This window comes from Mycobacterium sp. NGS67, from assembly GCF_059812185.1.
The window spans coordinates 14441-36731 of record NZ_JCALCF010000014.1; the positions used below are offsets into that span (position 1 = coordinate 14441).

At 67.2% G+C, this 22291-nt stretch carries 11 protein-coding genes and 3 pseudogenes; 1 reads left to right on the forward strand and 13 read right to left on the reverse strand.

Going from position 1 to position 22291, the window contains the following annotated elements:
- Positions 1-13: 13 nt before the first annotated feature.
- The 8 genes and pseudogenes from AC5Y4D_RS15095 to hrcA all read right to left on the reverse strand — a co-directional run bounded on the left by AC5Y4D_RS15095 (position 14) and on the right by hrcA (position 7057).
- The gene (locus tag AC5Y4D_RS15095) at positions 14-1303 is read right to left on the reverse strand and encodes a hemolysin family protein (protein WP_499945242.1); all 1290 of its coding nucleotides are present in this window, start codon (positions 1301-1303) and stop codon (positions 14-16) included.
- Positions 1300-1833 carry an rRNA maturation RNase YbeY gene (gene ybeY, locus AC5Y4D_RS15100; protein WP_499945241.1) on the reverse strand — a complete coding sequence of 178 codons (534 nt, stop codon included), beginning with the start codon at positions 1831-1833 and terminating at the stop codon, positions 1300-1302. The genes AC5Y4D_RS15095 and ybeY overlap by 4 nt, the downstream gene beginning before the upstream one ends.
- 18 nt (positions 1834-1851) lie before the next feature.
- Positions 1852-2193 (reverse strand): annotated as a pseudogene (locus AC5Y4D_RS15105) (PhoH family protein); the annotation flags it as partial.
- Positions 2194-2433: 240 nt separating this feature from the next.
- Positions 2434-3147: pseudogene (locus tag AC5Y4D_RS15110) on the reverse strand (LAGLIDADG family homing endonuclease); the annotation flags it as partial.
- Positions 3136-3837: pseudogene (locus AC5Y4D_RS15115) on the reverse strand (PhoH family protein); the annotation flags it as partial. The pseudogenes AC5Y4D_RS15110 and AC5Y4D_RS15115, both read right to left, overlap by 12 nt.
- 166 nt (positions 3838-4003) lie before the next feature.
- On the reverse strand, positions 4004-4789 hold the full coding sequence (locus tag AC5Y4D_RS15120; RefSeq protein WP_500037553.1) for a 16S rRNA (uracil(1498)-N(3))-methyltransferase: 786 nt from the start codon (positions 4787-4789) through the stop codon (positions 4004-4006).
- Positions 4790-4804: 15 nt separating this feature from the next.
- Positions 4805-5953, reverse strand: a complete 1149-nt coding sequence (gene dnaJ / locus AC5Y4D_RS15125; protein ID WP_499945239.1) for a molecular chaperone DnaJ — start codon at positions 5951-5953, stop codon at positions 4805-4807.
- 72 nt (positions 5954-6025) lie between these two features.
- A complete protein-coding gene (gene hrcA / locus AC5Y4D_RS15130; RefSeq protein WP_500037554.1) occupies positions 6026-7057 on the reverse strand; it encodes a heat-inducible transcriptional repressor HrcA in 1032 nt (343 codons plus the stop codon).
- Between the two features lie 137 nt (positions 7058-7194).
- Between hrcA and AC5Y4D_RS15135 the strand changes: the two genes are divergently transcribed.
- Positions 7195-7494 carry a type II toxin-antitoxin system VapB family antitoxin gene (locus AC5Y4D_RS15135; RefSeq protein ID WP_499945237.1) on the forward strand — a complete coding sequence of 100 codons (300 nt, stop codon included), beginning with the start codon at positions 7195-7197 and terminating at the stop codon, positions 7492-7494.
- A gap of 17 nt (positions 7495-7511) precedes the next feature.
- On the opposite strand, the gene AC5Y4D_RS15140 is transcribed toward AC5Y4D_RS15135, so the two are convergent.
- From AC5Y4D_RS15140 to AC5Y4D_RS15160, 5 genes are all read right to left on the reverse strand, one after another.
- The gene (locus AC5Y4D_RS15140) at positions 7512-8009 is read right to left on the reverse strand and encodes an MTB12 family secreted protein (protein WP_500037555.1); all 498 of its coding nucleotides are present in this window, start codon (positions 8007-8009) and stop codon (positions 7512-7514) included.
- A gap of 188 nt (positions 8010-8197) precedes the next feature.
- Positions 8198-11632 (reverse strand): non-ribosomal peptide synthetase, encoded by a 3435-nt coding sequence (locus AC5Y4D_RS15145; protein ID WP_500037556.1) that lies wholly within the window; start codon positions 11630-11632, stop codon positions 8198-8200.
- Positions 11625-16160, reverse strand: a complete 4536-nt coding sequence (locus AC5Y4D_RS15150; protein WP_500037557.1) for an amino acid adenylation domain-containing protein — start codon at positions 16158-16160, stop codon at positions 11625-11627. The genes AC5Y4D_RS15145 and AC5Y4D_RS15150 overlap by 8 nt, the downstream gene beginning before the upstream one ends.
- 7 nt (positions 16161-16167) lie before the next feature.
- Entirely contained in the window at positions 16168-21183 is a 5016-nt protein-coding gene (locus AC5Y4D_RS15155) for an amino acid adenylation domain-containing protein (protein WP_499945233.1), read from the reverse strand.
- Positions 21184-21197: 14 nt separating this feature from the next.
- Positions 21198-22148 (reverse strand): methionyl-tRNA formyltransferase, encoded by a 951-nt coding sequence (locus AC5Y4D_RS15160; RefSeq protein WP_499945232.1) that lies wholly within the window; start codon positions 22146-22148, stop codon positions 21198-21200.
- Between the last annotated feature and the right edge of the window lie 143 nt (positions 22149-22291).

Genomic DNA, 22291 nt, shown 5'->3' on the forward strand with positions numbered 1-22291 from the left:
GGCACCGAGCCGGTCACTCATCGTCGTCCCCCTCCTCCTCGACTGGGCTCAACAGCACGGTGCCGATCCGGACCCGTCCCCGATGATCGCGGCCGCCTTCGGCGTGCATCCGCAGGCCGTGCGAGACCACTTCGGCGCCCGGCAGCGGAACACGGCCCAGCTCCAGGGCCAGCAGACCGCCGACGGTGTCGACGTCGAGATCGTCGTCGAACTCGACCCCGTACAACTCCCCGACGTCCTCGATGGGCAGCCGGGCCGACACCCGGAAACGGTTGTCCCCCAACTCCTCCACCGGGGCCGTCTCAGCTTCGTCGTACTCGTCGGCGATCTCACCGACGATCTCCTCCAGCACGTCCTCGATGCTGACCAGCCCGGCAATGGCACCGTACTCGTCGACCAGCAACGCCATGTGGTTGCGGTCGCGCTGCATCTCGCGCAGCAGCGCATCCAGCGGCTTGGAGTCGGGCACGAAGACCGCCGGGCGCATCACCTGCGCCGCGGTGGTCTCGTGTCCGCGATCGGAGGCAAAGAACCGCTGTCGCACAAGGTCTTTCAGGTACACCACGCCGAGTACGTCGTCGACGTTCTCGCCGATCACCGGGATGCGGGAATGCCCGCTGCGCACCGCGAGAGCGATCGCCTGCCCTGCTGACTTCTCACCCTCGATCCACACCATCTCGGTGCGCGGCACCATCACCTCACGCGCGGGGGTGTCACCCAGCTCGAAAACCGACTCGATCATGCGGCGTTCGTCGGCCGCGACCACACCACGCTGCTGGGCCAGGTCGACGACTTCGCGCAGCTCGATCTCGGAGGCGAACGGGCCGTTGCGGAAGCCCCGGCCGGGGGTGAGCGCATTGCCCAGCAACACCAGCACCCGGCTCACCGGCATCAGCAGCCACGACATCACCTGCAGCGGAAGGGCAGTCGCCAACGCGATCGAATAGGCGTGTTGGCGGCCGAGCGTACGTGGACCGACACCGATGACGACGAAGCTGGTGACCACCATCACGGCCGCGGCGTAGAGCAATCCCCACTTCTGGCTCACGCTGTCCCGGAAATAGACCACCAGTAACGCGGTCGCGAAGATCTCGCAGACGATGCGCAGCAACACCACCAGGTTGATGTAACGCGGCCGGTCGGTGATGACCTTGAGCAACGATCTCGCGCCCGGCCGCTCGTCGCGCACCAGTTCCTGGCTGCGGGCCAGCGACACCGTGCTGACCGCGGCGTCGAGCATCGCGAACAGCCCGCCCAGACCGATCAACACGACCGCACCGAGCAGTTGCGAGATGCTGCTCAATTCTCGAAATACCTTGACTTGTCTAGCAACCGGCGGTCTCGCTCCTGTTGCCGGTCCTGCTGGTAGGCCTGCACCTGCTCGGCCACCCACTCCTCCAGCAGCCGGTCCTGCAGGGCGAACATCTCGCGCTCCTCGTCCGGCTCGCCGTGGTCGTAGCCGAGCAGATGCAGCACGCCGTGGATGGTCAGCAGCGCCAGTTCATGACCGAGGGTGTGACCCGCCGCGGCGGCCTGCACGGCGGCAAACTCCGGGCACAGCACGATGTCGCCGAGCATGGCCGGCCCTGGATCGGGGGCGTCGGGGCGGCCGCCGGGTTCGAGCTCGTCCATCGGAAAGCTCATCACGTCGGTCGGTCCGGGCAGGTCCATCCAGCGCATGTGCAGGTCGGCCATCGCCGCGGTGTCCAGCAACACCATCGACAGTTCGGCGGCCGGGTTCACGTCCATCTGGGTGATGACGAACCGCGCGACGCTGACCAATTCGACTTCGGAGACGTCGATCCCCGACTCGTTGGAGACTTCGATGCTCATGAGACTTTCACGCCCTCATCATCGACGATGACGGCTGCCGGATGCCCGCCGAGCCGCCCGGTTCATCCCGGATTCGGGGTCCTCGTAGCGCGCGTAGGCGTCGACGATCTCTCCGACCAGCCGGTGCCGGACCACGTCCTGGCTGGTCAGCTCGGCGATATGGATGTCATCGATGTCCTCCAGAATGTCGACCGCCGCCCGCAGACCCGAGCGTGCGCCGCCGGGCAGGTCGACCTGAGTGGCGTCGCCGGTGACGACGACCTTGGACCCGAAACCCAGCCGGGTGAGGAACATCTTCATCTGCTCGGCGGTGGTGTTCTGCGCCTCGTCGAGGACGATGAACGCGTCGTTGAGGGTGTTGTGGGTGAGCAGAAAGTCCTCGGTCACGTACAGCGAATCTGCGGCCGCGACCCGGATGCACACCGCTTCTTCGGTGCCGGCTGGGTCGATGCTGTCGACGAGCCGCATCGGGCGGGCGCCCCCGGTCGCGTTGTATTTCTCGGCGTTGCGTGAGAGCCGGGAAGGCACGACGCCCTCGGGCAGGCGGATGTCGAGGATGTGCGCGTCGGCGCGGTGCTGCAGCCCCTTCGGCCCGGCGCTTTCGGCCGGCTTGGTGCGTTGGTAGATGACGCCGCCCAGCGACTGGACAACGAAAGTTACGTCGTCGCGCAGTCGATCGGATGCGGTGGTGAACCGAATGCGGCAAGTACGCCCCCGCTGGGTGACCGACCCGCCGTCGGAATCAAGCAGACCCTGCAGGACGGCCAACCGCGCGCCGGCCGAATTGAACAGGTAGTCCTGCGGGATGAACTTGGTGTCCGAGCGCGTCCCTGCGAGACCGAGCCGACCCCACGCGTTGGCCAACTCCGGATCCGCTGCCGAAAACGAGGGCGTCGTCGCACCGGTGAGACATCCGTCGCCGAGCAACAATCCGAGCACGTACGGATCCAGCGGCACCGCACGAGCGTCGAAATCCACCGGCGCGCTCAATAGCGGCAACTCGTAGCGGTGGGAGTGCCCGGCGCGCAGATTGCCGATCATCTCCTTGGTCTGCAGCACCCGCGCGGGCTTGCCGCGCCGACGGTCGCTGCGGGTGTAGACCGACCAGAGGTGATCCCCGGAGGCCAGTGTGGAGGAGCCGTCCTGCGCCGATACCCGATAAATCTCTTTGAAGCCTTGCGGATAGACGCCGAGAACCTCCGTCGGCCGCCCGTCCGACCCGATGACGAAGTCCCCCACCTCCAACTCGCCGATGGGACGAAACCCGTTCGGCGTCAACACTTCTGTGAAGACCGGCTGGGCGCGCCCGCGCATATACGCCAGCGGCGCCACCTCGATCACCCCGGCCGACATCAGCTTCGGGATCAGCTCGGGATCCATCATGTCGTAGAGCGCGTCGTACAGCGGGCGCAGATACGGGTCGATCTTCTCGCTGAGTGTGCCCGGCAGAAACCCAAGGCGCTCACCGGCTTCCACGGCGGGCCGGGTCAGGATGATGCGGGTGACCTGTTTGGTCTGCAGCGCGTGCACGGCTTTGGCCATGGCCAGGTAGGTCTTTCCGGTGCCGGCCGGGCCGATGCCGAAGACGATGGTGTTGTTGTCGATCGCGTCGACGTAATGCTTCTGGTTGAGCGTCTTGGGCCGGATCGTCTTGCCGCGCCGGGACAGGATGTCCAAGGTCAGGACCTCGGCCGGCGATTCGTTGCCGGTGCCGACCAGCATGGCCACACTGTGCCGCACCACCTCCGGCGTCAGCGCCTGCCCGCGGCCCACGATGGCGACCAGTTCGGACACCGCACGTTCGGCCAGCGCGACGTCGGCCGGCTCACCGGAGAAGCTGACGGTGTTGCCGCGGACATGCAGCTTGGCGCTCAGCGCGCGCTCCAGGGCGCGCAAATTCTCGTCGGCCGAGCCGAGCAGGCCCATGACGAGGTCGGGCGGAACGTCAATGCTGCTGCGCACTTGCACGTCGCTGGCAGCAGCGCGGGTCTCGCGGGGCGTCACGTGGTTTCCGTTGCCTGCTTTCTGGCGTGTCGAATCAAACGGCATCAGTCTACCGCCGGTCGCTGACCACAACTCAGCGATTTGATGCGGGCCAGCAGGATTGCCCGCCCGCGCTCGAAATAGGCGTCCCGCTGCCGGCATCGGCGAGTGGGATTCTCACGACGCCTCACCGGCGTGTCGTGTCGTCCGGTTCACAGTCGGCGGAGGCGTCCCAGCGGGTGGTGAGCACCCCCAGCGCGCCCAGCGCCACCGCCGCGGCCGTCGACGTGCGTAGCACGGTCGGGCCGAGCCGGACCGCCACGGCGCCGGCGTCGACCAGCGCGGTGATCTCCTCCGGGGCGATACCGCCTTCGGGACCCACCACGAGCAGCACCGAATTCGACTGCCGCAGTGCGATATCCGGCAGCCGCCGGGTCGCCGACTCGTGCAACGCCAGCACCGTGGCACCGTCGGCCAGCTCGTCGCGGACCCGCGCGGTCAAGGCCTTGGTGGACAGCACGCCGTCCACCGGCGGGATGTAGGCACGCCGGGACTGCCGTGCGGCCGCGCGGGCCACCGCCCGCCACCGGCGCAGGCCCTTGTCGACGCGCGCGCCTTGCCAGTTGGCCACGCACCGCGCCGCCTGCCACGCAAGGAACGCGTCGGCGCCGGCCTCGGTGGCCAGCTCGACGGCGAGTTCGGAGCGCTCGGATTTCGGCAACGCCTGGACGACCGTCACTGCGGGTGACGGGGCTGCGACCGTCCAGCGTTCCTGAACGCGTGCCCCGAGGCCGTCACGTCCGGCGTGCTCGACCCGGCAGCGGGCCAGCCCGCCGGCGCCGTCGCCGAGTACCAGTTCCTCGCCGGGCCGGATGCGCCGGACGGTGGCGGCGTGGAATCCTTCGTCACCGGTGACGAAGGCCATCGCCTCCGGTTCGGGCAACGCGTCGACGTAGAACAGCGTGGCCACCATGGGGAGCGTGAAAGACTAACGCCCGGTGAAGGTTTCGCGCAGGCGACTGAACAGGCCGCCGCCGCCGGAGTGCGTCGAGCGGACTTCCGCCACGTCGCGGCCACGGCGGTTCTTCAGCTCTCGCAACAGATCGGTGTCGTGGTTGTCCAGTCGGGTGGGGACCACGACCTCGATGTGGACGTGCAGGTCGCCGCGCGCGCTGGAGCGCAGGTGTGGCATCCCTCTCCCGCGCAGCGTGATCGTCGCGCCCGGCTGGGTGCCCGGCGGGACGACGATTTCGCTGGCGCCGTCCAGAATGGCATCCAAGGTGACCGTGACGCCCAGCGCCGCGTCGACCATGGGAACCGACACCGTGCAGTGCAGATCCTCACCCTGCCGGACGAAGATGTCGTGGGCCTGTTCGTGGACCTCCACATACAGATCACCCGCGGGCCCGCCACCGGGACCGACCTCACCTTGCGCGGCGAGCCGGACCCGCATGCCTTCGGCGACCCCGGCCGGGATCTTGACGGTGATGTCCCGGCGGGCGCGTACCCGTCCGTCGCCCATGCACTGGTAGCAGGGGTCGGGGATGGTGACGCCCACGCCGCGGCAGGTCGGACAGGGACGCGAGGTCAGCATCTGCCCCAGCAGCGAACGCTGCACGCTCTGCACCTCGCCGCGGCCGGCGCACGTGTCACACGGCACGGGCGCCGAATCGCCGTTGGTGCCCTTGCCCTGGCAGCGGTCGCACAGCACGGCGGTGTCGACGGTGACCTGTTTGGTGACGCCGGTGGCGCACTCCTCGAGGTCCAGGCGCATCCGCAGCAGCGAGTCCGATCCCGGACGGACCCGGCCGATCGGACCGCGGGAACCTCCGCCTCCGCCGAAGCCACTGCCCCCGAAGAACGCTTCGAACACGTCGCCCAGGCCGCCGAAGCCGGCGAAGCCGTTGCCGGCGCCCGCGCTTTCCAGTGGGTCTCCGCCCAGGTCGACGATCCGGCGCTTCTCCGGGTCGCTCAGCACCTCGTAGGCGGCGCTGATCTCCTGGAACTTCGCCTGCGCCGCCTGGTCGGGGTTGACGTCGGGATGCAGCTCGCGCGCCAGCTTGCGGTAGGCGCGCTTGATGTCCGCATCGCTGGCGCCCTTGCTGACTCCGAGCAACCCGTAGTAATCGCGTGCCACGTTTGACCTCTCCTATGCGGGACTAGACCGCCGCGGCGGCGGCTGTCCTCGAAACCTGTTGGGGGTGCGCGATCATCGAGCACCCAGCACTTCGCCGATATACATGGCAACCGCAGCCACACTGGCCATAGTTCCCGGATAGTCCATCCGGGTGGGCCCCAGCACCCCCATGCCGCCGTAGACGGTGTCGTGACTGCCGTAGAGAGTGGACACCATCGAGGTGCCGGCCATCTCCTGGGCTTCCGTCTCGTGACCGATGCGCACCGTCACCTTGCCGGCTTCCTGCTGCGCCGCCAACAGCCGCAACACCACGACCTGTTCCTCGAGAGCTTCCAGGATGGACCGCAGCGATCCGCCGAAGTCGGCGGAGTTGCGGGTCAGGTTGGCGGTACCGCCCAACAGCAGCCGCTCCTCGGTGTGTTCGACCAGCGATTCAAGCAACACCGTCGCCGAGCGTCCGACCGCGTCGCCCAGGCCGTCGCCGCCGTGCAGCCGGCCGGCCAGGTCGGCCACCGCGATCGAGGCGGCGGCGAGCCGCTTACCGATCAGCGCCTGCCCGAGCATCTCCCGCAGTTGGGAGAGCTGATGGTCGTCGATGACGTCACCGAGTTCGACGATGCGCTGGTCCACCCGCCCGGAATCGGTGATGACCACCATCAGCAACCGGGCCGGGGTCAGCGCGATCACTTCCAGGTGCCGGACGGTCGACGTCGATAGTGTCGGGTACTGCACCACGGCCACCTGCCGGGTGAGCTGGGCCAACAGGCGCACCGCGCGGCGCAGCACGTCGTCGAGGTCGACACCGGATTCCAGAAAGCTCTGGATGGCGCGGCGCTCGGCCGAGGACAGCGGCTTGACGTCGTCGAGGCGGTCGACGAACTCGCGGTATCCCTTCTCCGTGGGCACCCGCCCGGAGCTGGTGTGCGGCTGGGTGATGTAACCCTCGGCCTCCAGCACCGCCATGTCGTTGCGGACGGTCGCGCTGGAGACACCGAGGTTGTGCCGTTCCACCAGCGTTTTCGAGCCGATCGGTTCGTGGGTGGCGACGAAGTCGGCGACGATGGCGTGCAACACCTGAAAGCGACGCTCGTCCGCGCTTCCCATCGACCGTTCACCTCCTAGAACGCGACCTGGGGACTCCCCGACCGCGTTTATTTTACGGTCTCAGCAGCGCTCATCCCGCCAACGGGCGTTCGGTGGCCGACACCTCGTCAGCGCCGCGCGGCGGTTAGCCTTTGCAGGTGATCTTCAAAGGCGTGCGCGAGGGCAAGCCGTACCCCGAACACGGGCTGTCGTACCGGGACTGGTCCCAGATACCGCCGCAGCAGATCCGCCTCGACGAGTTGGTCACCACGACCAGGGTGCTCGAACTCGACCGCCTACTGTCCGAGGATTCGACGTTCTACGGCGACCTGTTCCCGCACGCCGTCAAGTGGCGAGGCATCGTCTATCTGGAGGACGGCCTGCACCGGGCGGTGCGGGCCGCGCTGCGTAACCGCACCGTTTTGCATGCGCGGGTCTACGACATGGATATGGCGTAGCGCGTCGGTACTCCGGGTCAGTGGGAGGCGGCCCGCAACAACTCCATCGCCGAACCACGCGACAGCACCCAGCCGCCCTGACCGCCCTGGTTGACGAACGTCACGTTCTGGGTGACCGGTGGCGAGAGCTTGGGACCGGAAACCGAGACATCGGCGGTGGCCGAACCGGCGCCCGCCGGCTGGATATTGGCGATGCTGAACGACAACGGCAGCTGACCGTTCTTCTCCGCCTTCTTCAACTGGTGGTCGGCGAGGTGCGCCTCGGTGCCGCCGATGCCGCCCTCGACCAGGTTGCCTTTGTTCGTGAACGACACACTCGGGTCGGCGAGGTTGGTCAGGATGCCGGTGAGCTGCCCAGCCGTCGGGACCGCGGTGGCCGGCGCCGGGTCCTGCGGAAGCGGCGCGCCGAAGACGACGGGTTGCACCTGGTACGGCGCCGGGCCGGTGACGGTGACACCGGCTGCGCCGACGGCGGCGACGGCCGCTGCTGCCAAGACGATGGATTTGATCCGCATGAGTGTTCTCTCCCCCTGGGTTCACGTGCGCGGTGCACGGTGTGACTGATGTGTCGGTTGTTTCACGAGTTGCGTTACAGGCTAGTGCGCGACAACGCCGAGCGGCTGTGCGCCAGCTGTGTAGCGGACATGAATAGCTGTGCCCGGTGCCACGCGTGGTCTAACCACAACGTGTGCAAGCCCACCCGTCATCCCTGAGCCAGGATCTCCTCGTCGCTCAATGCCGCCACCTCCAGATAGTGCCCCGCGATCACGGCGAGCCGCTGCGGTGTCCCGCGCTGTGCCTCGCGGTGTTCCAGTCGGTCGGCGAGACCGGCGACGGTGCGGGTGGCGAACAGGTCGCTCACCACCGCATGATCGACGTCCAGCCACTCGCGTACCCGGGCGATCACTGTGGTGGCCAGCACTGAGTCGCCGCCCTGCGCGAAGAAGTCGTCGTGCACTCCGACCCGTTCCACACCGAGTACTTCGGCGACGATCTCGGCCAAAGCGGTGTCCAGGTCGTGGCGCGGAGCGCTGTCGAGGGCACCCGGCGCGGCCGCCGGCTCCAGCAGCGCCACCACCGCGCGCCGGTCCAGTTTTCCGTTGGAGGTCAACGGGATCCGCTCCAGGAACACGACTCGGGTCGGCACCATGTAACCGGGCAGCAGCTCGGCGACGGCCGACGTGACAACCTCGGTGTCGACGGGGTCGCCGGCGACGGCGGCCACCAGCTTCGGGGCACTGGCGCCGACGACGGCGGCAACCGCGTGGCGTACGCCGGGCACGGTGCGCAGCGCGCTTTCGACCTCCCCGAGTTCGACCCGGTACCCCCGGATCTGCACCTGGTGGTCGGCACGTCCCAGGAACTCGATGGTGCCGTCGGGCCAGTACCTGGCCAGATCCCCCGTCTTGTACCAGCGCAGCCCGTCGTGGTCGACGAAGCGTTGCGCGGTACGTTCCGGGTCGTTGCGGTAGCCGGCCGCTACGTTGGCCCCGCCGACCCAGAATTCGCCCGGCACCCAGTCCAGGCAGTCGCGGCCGGACGGGGAAACCACCCGGCAGCGCACGTTGCGCAATGGGACACCGAACGGCACGGTCGTCCAGTGCGCGGGGGGTTCGCCGACCACCTCGCAGATGGTGTTGTGAATGGCGGTTTCAGTCGCCCCACCCAGGCCGGAGAATCGGCAGCCCGGCACCTGACGGGCCAGCCGGCGAGCCAGGTCGGCCCCCACCCAGTCGCCGCCGAGGGTGACCGCGCGCAAGGAGTCGCCCAGCCGGTCGCCGCCGAGCTCAAGGATCATTTCGAGCATGCTCGGCACACAGTTGAGGATCGAAACACGGTGCCGGCAAAGCAATTCCACCCAGCTGGTCGCCGCTGCCTTCTGCTGTGCATCGACGGCGACCACCGATCCGCCCACCGAGAACATGCCGAAGATGTCGTAGACGGAGGCGTCGAATTCGAGCGCGGACAGCGCGAGCACCCGGTCGGCGCTGCCGACGTCGAACCAGTCGTTCACCGCGTCGATGGTGTTCATCGCCGCGCCGTGCGCGACGTCGACCCCCTTGGGCAGGCCTGTGGAGCCGGAGGTGAAGATCACGTACGCGATCCCGTCGGTGCCGCCGAACACCGGCGCCGGCAACGGTTCTGGATGACTGCGTGCGGCGTCGATGGACAACGCGCCGTCCGTTGTGATCATGGCGGCGACGTCGGCGGTCTGCAGGATCTTGGCGCGGCGCGCGGCCGGCTGGTCAAATCCGATCGGCACATACGTCGCGCCGGCCGCCAGGACCCCGAGCACCGCCAGGATTTGATCCCGGCCTTTGGGTAGCTGCACGCCCACCGCGTCGCCGGTTCGCACGCCGTGCGCTGCCAGCGCCCCGGCCACCGCGAGCGCGTACCGGGCAAGTTCGCCGTAGGTCCAACTGCCTTCGCCGCCGTCCAGACCCCAGACCACGGCCTGGACATCGGGTTTGGCCGCGGCATGCTCGAAGAAACCTTGGTGCAGGCACCGTCCGCTGACCGGACCGTCGGTCGCGTTGACCGCGGCACGTACCGTCGCCTGCGCACACGGCAGGCGGACCGCCGCCTCGGCCTCCCAGCCCGCGCCTCCCTCGGCGAGGCGCTCCACGGCCCCGGTGAACCTGCGGAACATCGCGTCCACCAAACCCGGTGGGAACGCCGACTCCCGCACATCCCAATTGATCAGCAAACCGCCCCGCAACTCGGTGATCTGGGCGTCAAGCAGCACCTGCGGGCCCTGGGAAATGATCCACACCGGCTCACCGAAAGTCTGAATCACGGTGTCGGCGAACAGTTCACCGAGATCGAGCGCGCTGGTGAAGACGACGGGCGCGAGTACCGGCTCACCGCGGTACCTTCCCAGATCCCGGAGCACCTCCAGACCGGAATAGCCGGAGTGCGACCCGCTTTCGTACATCCGGCGCTGAATGTCGCGGGCCCGTTCGGCCACCGACACATTGTCGCTGACGTCCACCTCCAGCATGATCGAGGAGGTGAAGTCGCCGACCACCCGGTCGATGTCCGGATGCACCGGTTCACGTTGGAACAACGGCACATTGAGCAGGAACCGGTCCTGGGCCGACCAGCCGCCGATGGTGTCGGCGAACACCGCCGCGAGCGCGTTGGCCGGGGTGACGCCGCGCGCGTGGGCGCCGGCCACCAGCCGGTCCTTGGCTTCCGGCGCCAGCCAGTGGTCGTAGCGCACGGTGCGATCGTCACCCTTTGCGGCGGTGGGCAGTTCGGGCGCGCCGGGCAACTCGGCGAGCCGCCGCTGCCACCACTGCCGATCCTGTTCGCGGGCCGCGGTGTCGGTGTGACGTTCGGTGCGGTAGCGCCGGTAGCTGTAGCCGGGCGGGGGCAACGTTGTGCCCCGGTACAACTCGGCCAGATCCGCCACCAGAATCCGGTAGCTCATCGCGTCGCCGGCCAGCATGTCGATATCGAGGTGCAGCCGGCTCCGGTCACCGTCGCGCAGCGTCAGGGTCACGTCGAGGACTTGGCCGTCTTCGATGGCCAGGCGCTGATGGGTTTTGGTGTCGCGCAGTCGGGTCAGCTCAGCTTCCGCGCTTCCGGTGTCTTGTCCGCGCAGATCCACCAGCGTGAAGACCGGTCGGCCCGGCGCGGGCATCACCTGCTGGGTCCCGTCCGGCAGAAATCGGGTTCGCAGCATCGGGTGGGTCCCCACCAGATCGGTCACGGCCCGCTCAAGACGGACGGGATCTATTGCACCTCCGTCGAATTCGACGTAGAGGTGGGCCGCGACGCCGCCCAACTCCTGTTCGTCGGAGCGGCCTATCCAGTACGCATGCTGCATGGTGGCCAGTGGGAACGGTTCCTCTTCCGCGGCAGCGACCGACGGGGGCCCGGCCGGCTGTGTCGGGAGATGGATCTCGTCGTCGGCGAGCAGGCCGTACCACGAGTCGACGGTCGGGCTGGCGGCCAGTTGCGCGAAGGTGATGTCGGCACCGCGTTTGCGCCAACCGCCCGCCAGCGCCATCATCCGGATGGAGTTCAGCCCGAGCTGGATCAAATCGTCGTGGTCTGCGACGTCGGCTGCGGAACAGCCCAGTTGGGAGGCGATCGTCGCCCTGATCTCGTCGCGGCTGAACAATTCAGGCATCGCTGCTATCCAATCCGGCTGTCAGAGCCGCGATTGCGCGCAACCAGAAGCCGGTCAGGCGCTCGATGTCGGACGGCGTGAACAGCACGTCGCTCCAGCGCCAGTTGCTGATGAGTTGGGTGCCGTCGGGTGTCTTCGCGACGAACGCACTGATGTTCAGCGCGAAACGCAGCGGCAGGTCGGGTTCGGGAGCGTCGGGGAGCGCCTGGATGTACGGTCCGGTGAGCAGTGACCACGGTTCGTCGCTGGTGCCGCCGAGATCGAGCCGACCCAGATAGCTGAACTGGATCTGCGGTTCGGCGGCTTGCTGTAATTCCGGAAGACGGTCGACGTAGTGCAGCAGGCCGTAATCCATACCGTCGTTGGGGACCTCACCGAGGTGGGCGACCACCGACTCGACCAGGGCAAGCGCCGCCGCCGGATCCCGCTCGGCCCGTTCGACATCGACCGCTGCCCCGCCCGCCCCGAACCGCGCCGGGAATGCGGTGGTGAACCACCCGACGGTGTTGGTGGTGTCGGTGTCGAGCACGGCATCGGCGCGTCCGTGCCCCTCCAGCGCGACGAGCGTGCCCGCTTCCGGGTCCTGGTCACGAGACCGACGCCAGCTGGCGATCGTCATCGTCGTTGCGGCCAGCAAGAATTCGCGTACGCCTTCGTCTCTGGTGAGGGTGGCCAGCACCCGCGCCGTGACGTCGACCGGGCTGACCACCTGGGCGACCCGCAGGGTGGACCAGGTATCCCGGCTCGGGTCGGGATGCCGCATCCCCAGCGGCTCATCGGGGCGGCAAACCTGCGCCATCCAATAATCCCGCTGACCCTGCACCTCCGGTTCGGCGGTACGCTGCCACATCAATTCGCACCACCGCCGGTAAGAAGTGAACTCCGGCAACATCTTCGGCGCCACACCCGCGCTGACGCACCGCCACGCCTCGGCGAGGTCACCGAGGATGATGTGCCAAGAGACGACGTCGACGGTGAGGTGGTGCGCGGCCAGCAGCAGTGCGTCTCCCTGCTGGGCGCCGCTGAACCACGCGGCACGCACCATCGCCCCAGTCGGCGGATTCATCTCGTCCATCACCCGCGGCGCGGAATCCGCTATGGCGGCGACCAACTCGTCGTCGGCGGCACCGGCGAGTTCGACCCGGGTGAGTATGTCGGTGGCCTGGACCGCGCCGGGTTCCCGCGTGACCAGACGCGGACCGTCCGGGGTGGCGGTCAGGATCGACCGCAATGTGTCGTGCCCGTCCAGCATCAACTGCAGCATCGACTCCAGCGAGGTGCGGTCGATCCCTTCGGGGAGTCGCAGCAGCACGGTGTGGGTGAAGCGCCGGAAATTCCCGTGCTCGTACACCCACGACACCATCGGCAGTGGCAGCACTTCGCCGTAATCCGCGGTCCCGGCGGACAGATCGGAATCGACCGCCGCGTCGATCGCGGCGGCGAGCTCCCGAATCGTCGGAGCCGCGAACACCATTCGCGGGCTCAGCGACAGGCCACGCCGTCGGGCCTTGTGCGCCAACGAGATCGCCACAATACTGTCCAGACCGAAGGTGAAGAAGTCGTCGTCGATGTGCGGCACCGAGCCGTTGAACTGCTCACCGAAGAGTTCACACAGGGTGCGTTCGGTGTCGGTCGAAGCCGAAGCGGGCCCACTCGGGCGCGCCAGCGCGGCTTCCGCCAGCCCGTCCAGCGCGTGGCCGTCCAACTTGCCGTTGGCGTTGACCGGAAGCTGCGGCAACGCGACGATCTTGGCTGGAACCATGTACGACGGCAACTGATCGGTCAGCGTCGCCCGCAGCCGGGCTGGGTCGCCGTCCTGATTCTGTTGCCAGACAACGAATCCCACCAGAGTGGTCCCGCTGTCGCGGCGCAGCACGGACACCGCGGCGTCGTGCACTTCGGCGTGGTTGCGGAGCGCGGCCTCGATCTCGCCGATCTCCACCCGGTAGCCGCGGATCTTGACCTGGGTGTCGCCGCGTCCCAGATATGCGTATCCGCCGTGTGGCAGTCGGCGCACCAGGTCACCGGTGCGGTACATGCGGGCGCCCGGACGGAACGGGTCCGCCACGAAGCGGGACGCGGTCATCGCGGCGCGGTCGATGTAGCCTCGGGCCAACTGCGCCCCGGACAAATAGAGTTCGCCCACCACACCATCGGGCACCATCCGCAACGCCGAATCCAGAACGTAGCCGAACGTGCCCGTGTTCGGCGTGCCGATGGTCGGCGACGGGTAGTCGTTGACGGCGGCTACTACGGCTTCGACGGTCATTTCCGTTGGCCCGTAACAGTTGTAGACCGGGATCGGCAGTTCGCGCAGGCGGCTCCACTGCGCGCTGTCGATGGCCTCACCGCCCAGCGCCAAGACCGCGAGGCCGTTGTCGAGCAGACCCGCCGCGCTGAGTTGGGTGAACATCGACGGGGTGGTGTCGATCATGTCCACCTGATACCCGGCCATGCCCTTGACAAGCCGGTCGGCGTCGCGCATTTCGTCGGCGTCGAACAGGTGCAGCGCGTGACCGTCGAGCAGGCCGACCATCGGCTGCCAGGACGCGTCGAAGCTGAACGACCAGGCGTGCGCGATCCGCAGCGGGCGTCCCAGTCGGCTGACCGCCGGTGCGTACACGCGTTCGCGGTGGTCGGCGAAATAGCCGAGGATCGCCGCGTTGGTGCCGATCACGCCTTTGGGTTCGCCGGTGGATCCGGAGGTGAAGATGACGTAGGCGCACTGTTGCGGATGACGCCGCACCGCCGGGGTGACTGGCGGGTGTGCCGAAATCCGTTCGCCGACAGCCGCATCGTCCATCACCAGCGTCGGCACGGTGGAGCTGACCGGTCCGGCGTGACCCGATTCGGTGATTGCGAGAACGGGATCGGCCTGGCGCAGGATCGACTCGATGCGCGCCTCGGGCAACGTGACATCGACGGGCAGATAGGCGGCGCCGGCGCCCAGCACACCGAGGATGGCGACAACAAACCGCGACGAGCGGGGCAGCACCAGCGCCACCACCGTTTCCGGGCCGACCCCGCGGAGAGCCAGTTCCGAAGCCAACCTCGTTGCCTGCGTGTGTAATTCGGCATACGTGTAGCGCTCACCGGCGCTGGTGGTCAGGGCGACGGCTTCGGGTGTGGTGCGTGCCTGTCGCTCGAAGACCTCCCAGACCGTGTCGCCGGAAACGGCGGGGCTGGCGCTGGCGATGTCGGCGAACGCCGCGCGCTCGTCCGCGGTGAGCACATCCAGCGCTTCCGGTGTCTCGTCGACGATCTCGGGCAGTTGCAGCAGGACGTGGACCAGTCGCTCACAGATCTCGGTGGCGGGCAGATGCGGCAGCGCCGCCCGGATCGCCTCGACGACCACCACCAGTTCGTCGCCGGCCATGTGCGAGACGACGCTAAGCGGGTAGTGCGTCAGGCTGTCCATCTCGACGGGACTGAAGCTGGCGCCGTCGGGTGTGGTGACCGTGCGGATCGAGTCCTCGATCGGCGCGTTCTCGAACACGAAGAGGCTGTCGAACATGGCCCCTTGGCCGTGCGCGCGTTGCAGTTCCGACAGGCTGAGGTAGCCGATCTCGCGCATCGCCGAGGATTCACGTTGCAGCCGTGCGCATTGCTCGACGATCGGAGTTGCGCCACTGATCTGGTGCACGACCGGCATGGTGTTGATGAACAACCCCACCATGCTTTCCACTCCGGTCAGGTTTTCCGGCCGCCCGGACACGACGGTGCCGAACACCAGGTCGCGCCGGTCGGTGAGCCGGCTGAGCACCACGGCCCAGGCGAACAGCACGGCGGTGTTCAGGGTCAGGCCGTTGCGCCCGGCCCAGGCCCGCAGTCGCGCGGTGTCGGCGGCCGACAGCAGCGATTTCGTCTGCTCCGGCACCGAACCCCGGATGTCGACGGCGCCGTCGGCCACCATCAGCGGCCCCGACACCGCCCCCAGGTACTCGGTCCACCTGGTCAGCGCCTCCGCGGTGTCCTGCTTTGTCAGCCAGGCGATGTAGTCGCGATACGGACGTGGTGTCGGCAGCCCGTCGGCCGATCCCCCGGCCCGGTAGATCGCGAGCATCTCGGTGAAGAACACCGCCAGCGCCCACCCGTCCATCAGGATGTGGTGCGCGGTGAAGATCATCCGGCGCCTGGTCTCGCCCGGTACCGAGATCAGAACGACCCGCAGCGCGGGGCCGCGGCTCAAGTCGAACGGCCGGTGCCGCTCGGAGCGGGCGATCGCGTCGAATTCGGTTGGCGTTGCGGTGCGTTCGGTCCACGGCAGCTCGGCGTGCGAGGGCACGATCTGCACCGGCTTGGGCACATCCTGGTCCCAGAACGCGGCCCGCAGATTCGGGTGCCGCTGCAACATCACCGCGCCGCTGCGGCGCAGCAGGTCGAGATCGACCGGCCCGTCGATGTCGACCCGCAACTGCATGGTGTAGAGGTCGACGCTGTCCTCGGCCATCCGGTACAGCGCGAAGAGCCCTTCCTGCAGTGGACTGAGCGCGAGGACGTCCTCGATGCGGGGCGGCGCCGTGGTCACTGTGGCCTCACGAGCGGCTCTCCCACGACGCGGTCAGCGCCGCCAATGCATCGGCGTCCAGTCCCGAGGCGCTCATCGGCGCGGCGGCCGGCTCCGAATCCGGCTGGGCCGCAGGCTGTTCGCCGGCGGCATCGACGGCCGCGGCCAGTTCGGTGATGGTCAGGTATTCGAACACCATGGCCGGGGTCAACGCCAGCCCTTGTGCATTGGCGCGGGCGGCCAGCTGAACGGAGATGATGCTGTCCCCGCCGATCGCGAAGAAATTGTCCTCCCGATCGACGTCGGTGATGTCCAGCAGTTCCTCGAGGAGGGCGATGATGGCGTGCTCGGTCTCCGGTGAGCCGTCTGCCACGGGGTGGGTCTTCTGCTCGCGCGGCGCGGTCGGCGGTTCGAGCAACTTCGCCAAATCCGCTGCGGGCAGCAATTCCACCGTCGAAACGGGCGCATCCGGCGTCGTCGCGAACGCCTCGAGTGCGGCGCTGAAAGCCTCGGCGATGAGCGCAACGGTCGCAGGCCGATAGAGGTCGGCGTTGGCGACCACGCGGACGTCGAGTTCCGCATCCGGTGTGACGTTCACCGCGACGTTCAGGTCCAGCAGCGAGATTTCGAAGTCCATGGGCACCGGAACTACCGTCGTATCGCCGGATCCGGTCAGGTCGCGCGGCATCAGCGCCCAGTCCTCGCCCCGGAAGTGGATCGAGTTCTGGAACAAGGGGTGGTTGCGCGATGGCGAGCGCGGCGGATTGAGCGCCTCGACGAGCCGCTCGATCGGGAGTTCCTGGTGCACCAACGCTTCCAGCACCGCGCTGCGGCTGCGCCCCACCACGGCGGACAGTGTGGGGTCGTCGGACAGGTCGATCCGCAACACCACCACGTTGGCGCACGGGCCGCTGAGCTCCGTGAGAGTGACGTCGCCACGGGCAGCGATTGGGCTGCCGATCACAATGTCCGTGCCACCACCGAGCTTGTGCAGTAACACCGCCAAAACGGCTTGATAGAGCATGAATTCGGTGGCCCCGCAACGTTCAGCGACCCGGGCCAGAGCAGCCCGGCGGTCCGCGGACACCCTGAAGTTCACCACTTCCCCGCGCCTCCCGAGCACCAGTGGACGGGTGTGGTCGGGCACGACCGAGATGTCCAGCGGCAGATCCGCGAGCGCGGTTTGCCAGTAGTCCAGCTGCGCCTGCGCCCAGCCGGCCGGCGCATCGAAGGTGTTTCGTTGCCACACCGCGTAATCCGCGAACTGCAGGGGCTCGGTGGCCCAGACCGGCGCCCTGCCTTCCACCCGCGCACGGTAGGCGTGAAGCAAATCCTCGAAGGCGATGCCGAGCGAGACATGGTCAGTGGCGAGGTGATGGACCAGCAACACCAGCAGTTGCGACTCGGCACCCAGCGTCAGCAATGTGGGCCTGATCAACGGTTCGGTTTCCAGATTGAACACGTAGCGGCGCAGTTCTGCGATCGTGTCGTCGACCCGGTCGGTGGTGGTGTCGATGACCGGCAGGTCCAGTCTCAGTTCCGGACGCACGCGCTGATACGGAACGCCTTCGTGGTCAACGACATTGGTGCGCAACGATTCATGGCGAGCCACCACGTCGTTGAGCGCGTCACGAAGGACGGCACGGTCCAGCGGACCGTTGAACCGAAGTGTCAGCGCCATGTTGAAGACGTCGTTCGCGCCGCGCATGCGGTACTGAAACCACATGGCCAGCTGGGAATACGACAGGGGAGGATACTCCGGTCGAGCCGTGCCGCCTATCGGCGTGCGACCAGAGTGGTGCTCGCCGCCCGGCGCGCCCAGAGTCGTCTCCTGGCCCAGCACGGCGCGCAACTGCCCTGCCACACGCGCCGCCAAACCGGCCGGCGTCGGGGAGTCGAACACCGCTCGTACGGTGAGCTCCACGCCGAACTCAGCACGGATCTGTGCCACCAGCCGTGCCGCGAGCAGCGAGTGGCCACCTAGTCCGAAGAACGAGTCGTCCGCGCCGACCCGCTCCCACCCGAACAGTCCGGCGAAGATCGAGCAGATCCGGCGCTCGGCCGCTGTTGCCGGCTCTCGGTAGCCGCGCACCGCCACCGGGGTGGGTGCGGGTAGCGCGCGCTTGTCCAGCTTGCCGCTGACGGTCAGCGGAATCTCCGGGATCACCGCGAATGCGGCGGGCACCATGTATTCCGGCAACTGTGCCGCGGCGTGGCCGCGGATCTCGTCCACATCGATTCCGGCACCGATGTTTCCGTCGTCACCGAACGCGGGCACCAGGTAAGCCGCGAGCATCGGCCCGGCATCGGTGTCCGTCGCGATCACCAAGCAGTGCCGGACCGACGGATGCGTCGAAATCACCGACTCGACCTCGCCGAGTTCGATGCGGAAGCCGCGCACCTTGACCTGTTCATCGGCGCGTCCGATGAACTCCAGTGCACCGGAAATGTTGCGGCGAACCAGATCTCCCGTCCGATACAAACGCATACCGGGGTTGAACGGATCGGCGACAAAACGCTGCGCGGTCAAGCCGGGGCGCCTCAGATACCCGCGCGCCAACTGCACACCGCCGAGATAGAGTTCGCCGATCACCTCCGCGGGCACCGGCTGCAATTGTTCGTCGAGAACGTAGGCGTAGACGTTGCGGTTCGGCACGCCGATCGGCACCACCCGCGCGCCATATGCCTCTTCGACCTCGAAATGCGTCGCAGAGACGACAGCCTCGGTCGGACCGTAGTGATTACGCAACGTGGCGCTGAAATAGTCGGCGAACTTGTCGACGATTTCACCGCGCAGCGCCTCGCCGCCTACCGGTACGTGCCGCAACTGGCGCCACTCTTTAACCTGCGGCAGCAGCAGCAGGGTGCTGAGCATGGACGGCACCATGTGCAGCACGGTGACGCGATGGCGGCTGATCAGATCCGCCACGTACGGAATGTCACCGAACGCATCCGGCTTCGGCACGATCAGCTGTGCACCGAGCGACAAGGTGACGAAGATATCCAGTAGCGACGCATCGAAACTCACCGACGACGACTGCAGCAGCCGGTCTTCGGCGGTCATGCCCCACTCGGCGCCGAAACTCTGCACGTGCTCGGCGATCGCGCGGTGCGAAACAGCCACACCCTTGGGCTTGCCGGTGGAGCCCGACGTGTAGATCACGTACGCGAGGTGCTCCGGATGCAACGCATCCAACCGGTCCGCGTCAGTTATCGCCCCGTCTGACAACTGTGCCGCTTCGTGTTCGGCGATTTGCACTTCATGGTGTGCGATGACCCGCTGCGGGAGCGCGTCGCTGACGAGGTATTCGATGCGTTCGTCGGGATAGGCCGGATCGATCGGCAGATACGCCGCGCCCGACTTGAGCACGGCAAGCATGGCGACAAGGAATTCGATCGACGTGTTCATCCGCAGGCCGACGAGATCGTCGACACCGATCCCCTGACCAATGAGCCAGCGCGCCAACCGATTCGCACGACTGTGCAGTTCGGCGTAGGTCAGTTGCGCTTCGTCGGAAACAAGCGCGACCGCGTCGGGGGTGTTCGCCGCCGCAGCTTCGAGCACCGCAACCATCGTGGTGGCTGGAGCCGCGACGAGTTCGCCGTGGGATTGTGCCAGTACGACTTCCCGCTCTCCGGGGCGAAGCATGTCCAGGGCTGCGAGCGGCGTGCCGGGCGCAGCCAGCGCGTTGTCCAGCAGCTGCAGGTAATGCGCCAGCATTTGTTCGACTAGCGCGCCGCTCAATACGTCGGTCTGAAACTCGAACTCGGCCATCGGGCGGCCGGGGTCGAGTACTACCGCCAGCGCAAGTGGCAGATGCGCCGTGACCGCGCCGAGCTCGAGTTGTCGCACCGTGACACCGTCCAGGCCAAACCCGCTCGCGGGCTTGCGAACGCTGAAGCCCAGGCGGACGAGCTGGTCCATCCCGTCGTGCCCCATCCGCTCCGGGTTGACTTCCCGGACAACGCGGTCGATCCCGACGGACTGATGAGCAAAGCCGTCAAGGCAGGTTTCACGCACCGCGTCGAGGAAGGAGGCGAAGGTGTCGTTTGGTCGGGCCGTGATTCTCAGCAACAAGGTGTTACCGAAGTACCCGAGAGCCGCTTGGGCTGCGGCGCTGCGGTTGGTGATCGGCACCGAGACCAGGAAGTCGTCGGCGCCGGTGTAGCGGCGCACCAGCGAACCGTAGGCCGCGAGCAGCACCATGAACGGCGACGCGGAGCGTGCGCGGGCGAATTCCTCGACGCGGCCGAACAATTCAGAAGACAGTGGCCGCGTCCGACGCTGCGCCAGCCGGGACGGATTGGCGGTGGCAAACCCGGGCAACTCCAGCGGCTCCGGCGACGGACGCAACACCTCCGCCCAGTAACTGACGTCGCCGATCGACGGTTCCGGCGCGGCTTCAAGCACTTCGACCGCGACGAACTGAGGCGGATCGGTCGGGATGTCACCGCCGTTGTAGGCCGCACTGATGTCGGTGAAGAAAACTTCCCACGAGTCGTCATCCCAGCAGATGTGGTGCACGACCAACAGCAGTACGAATTCCGCTGCGCGGGTGCGAATCAGGTGTATCCGCAGCGGTATATCCGTAGTGAGGTCGAAGGTCCTGCCGAACAGATCACCGGCAGCGGCGGCCACGCATTGCGACCTCCGCTGCTCATCGAGGTCGGTGAAATCACTGCTTTGCCAGGTGATTTCGACGTGGTCCTGAATGATCTGATAAGGGTCGCCTTCGGAGTCCACACCGTAGTTGGTACGCAAGATGGAATGCTTTGCGACGACGGCGTTGAACGCTGCGCGCAGACGTTCCTCATCCACCTTGCCCGTCAATTGATAGGAAACGCAGATGTTCAGCGTGGAGTCGTCGGCGTCCATGGTCTGCAGGAACCACATCCGGCGCTGGCCCGGTGACAGCGGATAGCGCCGTCCGGTGTGTACGCGCCGCCTTTCGGTGAATTGATCTGCCGCCAAGCCACTTTCGGCGATGCGCCTACGCAACAGTTCCCGACGGCGTTCCTGCAAAGTCTTGGCATCGTCTGCCATGGCTTATTTCACTCCTAGGATCGCTTTTCGCCGGTCACTGCCAGGTAGCCGCCGGGCAGGAAGAACTTGTCCCCAGCGTGTTCGGTCCCGTCTGTGGCACGGACCCGTGTGATCACCAGCGCACGGTTGCGGCCGCGGTAGGCATCCGGCCCGCATACCACGGCGCCGCCCCCTTCCTGCACGATGACCCGCCCCGGCGTGCCACCGTAACGAGCCTCCGACACCGTCGCCTCGATCACTTCGACGCGTTCGCCGCGGTAGAACGCGAAGGCCCGCGGATACGGATCCGACAGCGCGCGCACGAACCGCTCGAGGTCTTCGGCCGGCCAGTTCCAGTCGATCAGGCTGTCGCGCTCGGAGCGCTTGTGAAAGTACGTCCTCTCAGCCTTGTTCTGCGGCCGGAATTGCGCAGTCCCGGTTTCCAGGGCGTGCAGCGCATCCCGCAGTGCACCCGGGATCAGCTCCATGCCCCGCAGGACCAACTCGGTGCCGGTGTCAGTCGGTCCGATGGGCAGCGAACGCTGGATGAGGATGTCTCCGGTGTCGAGGTTCTCGTCCATGCGGTGCGCGGTCAAACCGAACTCGGATTCACCACTGATCAACGCCCACAGCACCGGCGAGAACCCGGTGAACTTCGGCAGCAGCGAGTCGTGCAGGTTCAGCGTGCCGTGCGGCGGCAGGGTGTACAGCTCGGGCGGCATCCAGCTGTACCAACTGTTGACGACGATCACGTCGGGTTCGGCGTGTTTGACCAGTTCGATGGTGTGGGCGTCCACCTTCTCGGCGATGTGCACAGCGATACCGTGATCCCGGGCGAGATCCTCGACCGACGCCGACCAGATGGCCTTGTAGGACTGCTCGCTGGTCGGATGCGTGACGGCCAGCACGACCTCGTGATCCAGGTCGATCAGCGCCTGCAAGGTGCGTTGGCCCCACGTCTGAAAGCCGAAAAACACCACGCGCATGTGGGCGAACCTTTCCTGGTTTCCGTCGGCGGGTCGGCGTTTCCCGGCTGTGCCCGAGACAAGGGCGACCCAAGACAATTATGTTAGCCTTCGCTAAGTTGCAAGACTCATGCGGCCGGTTGATGGCTCTCGCGGCTACCGCG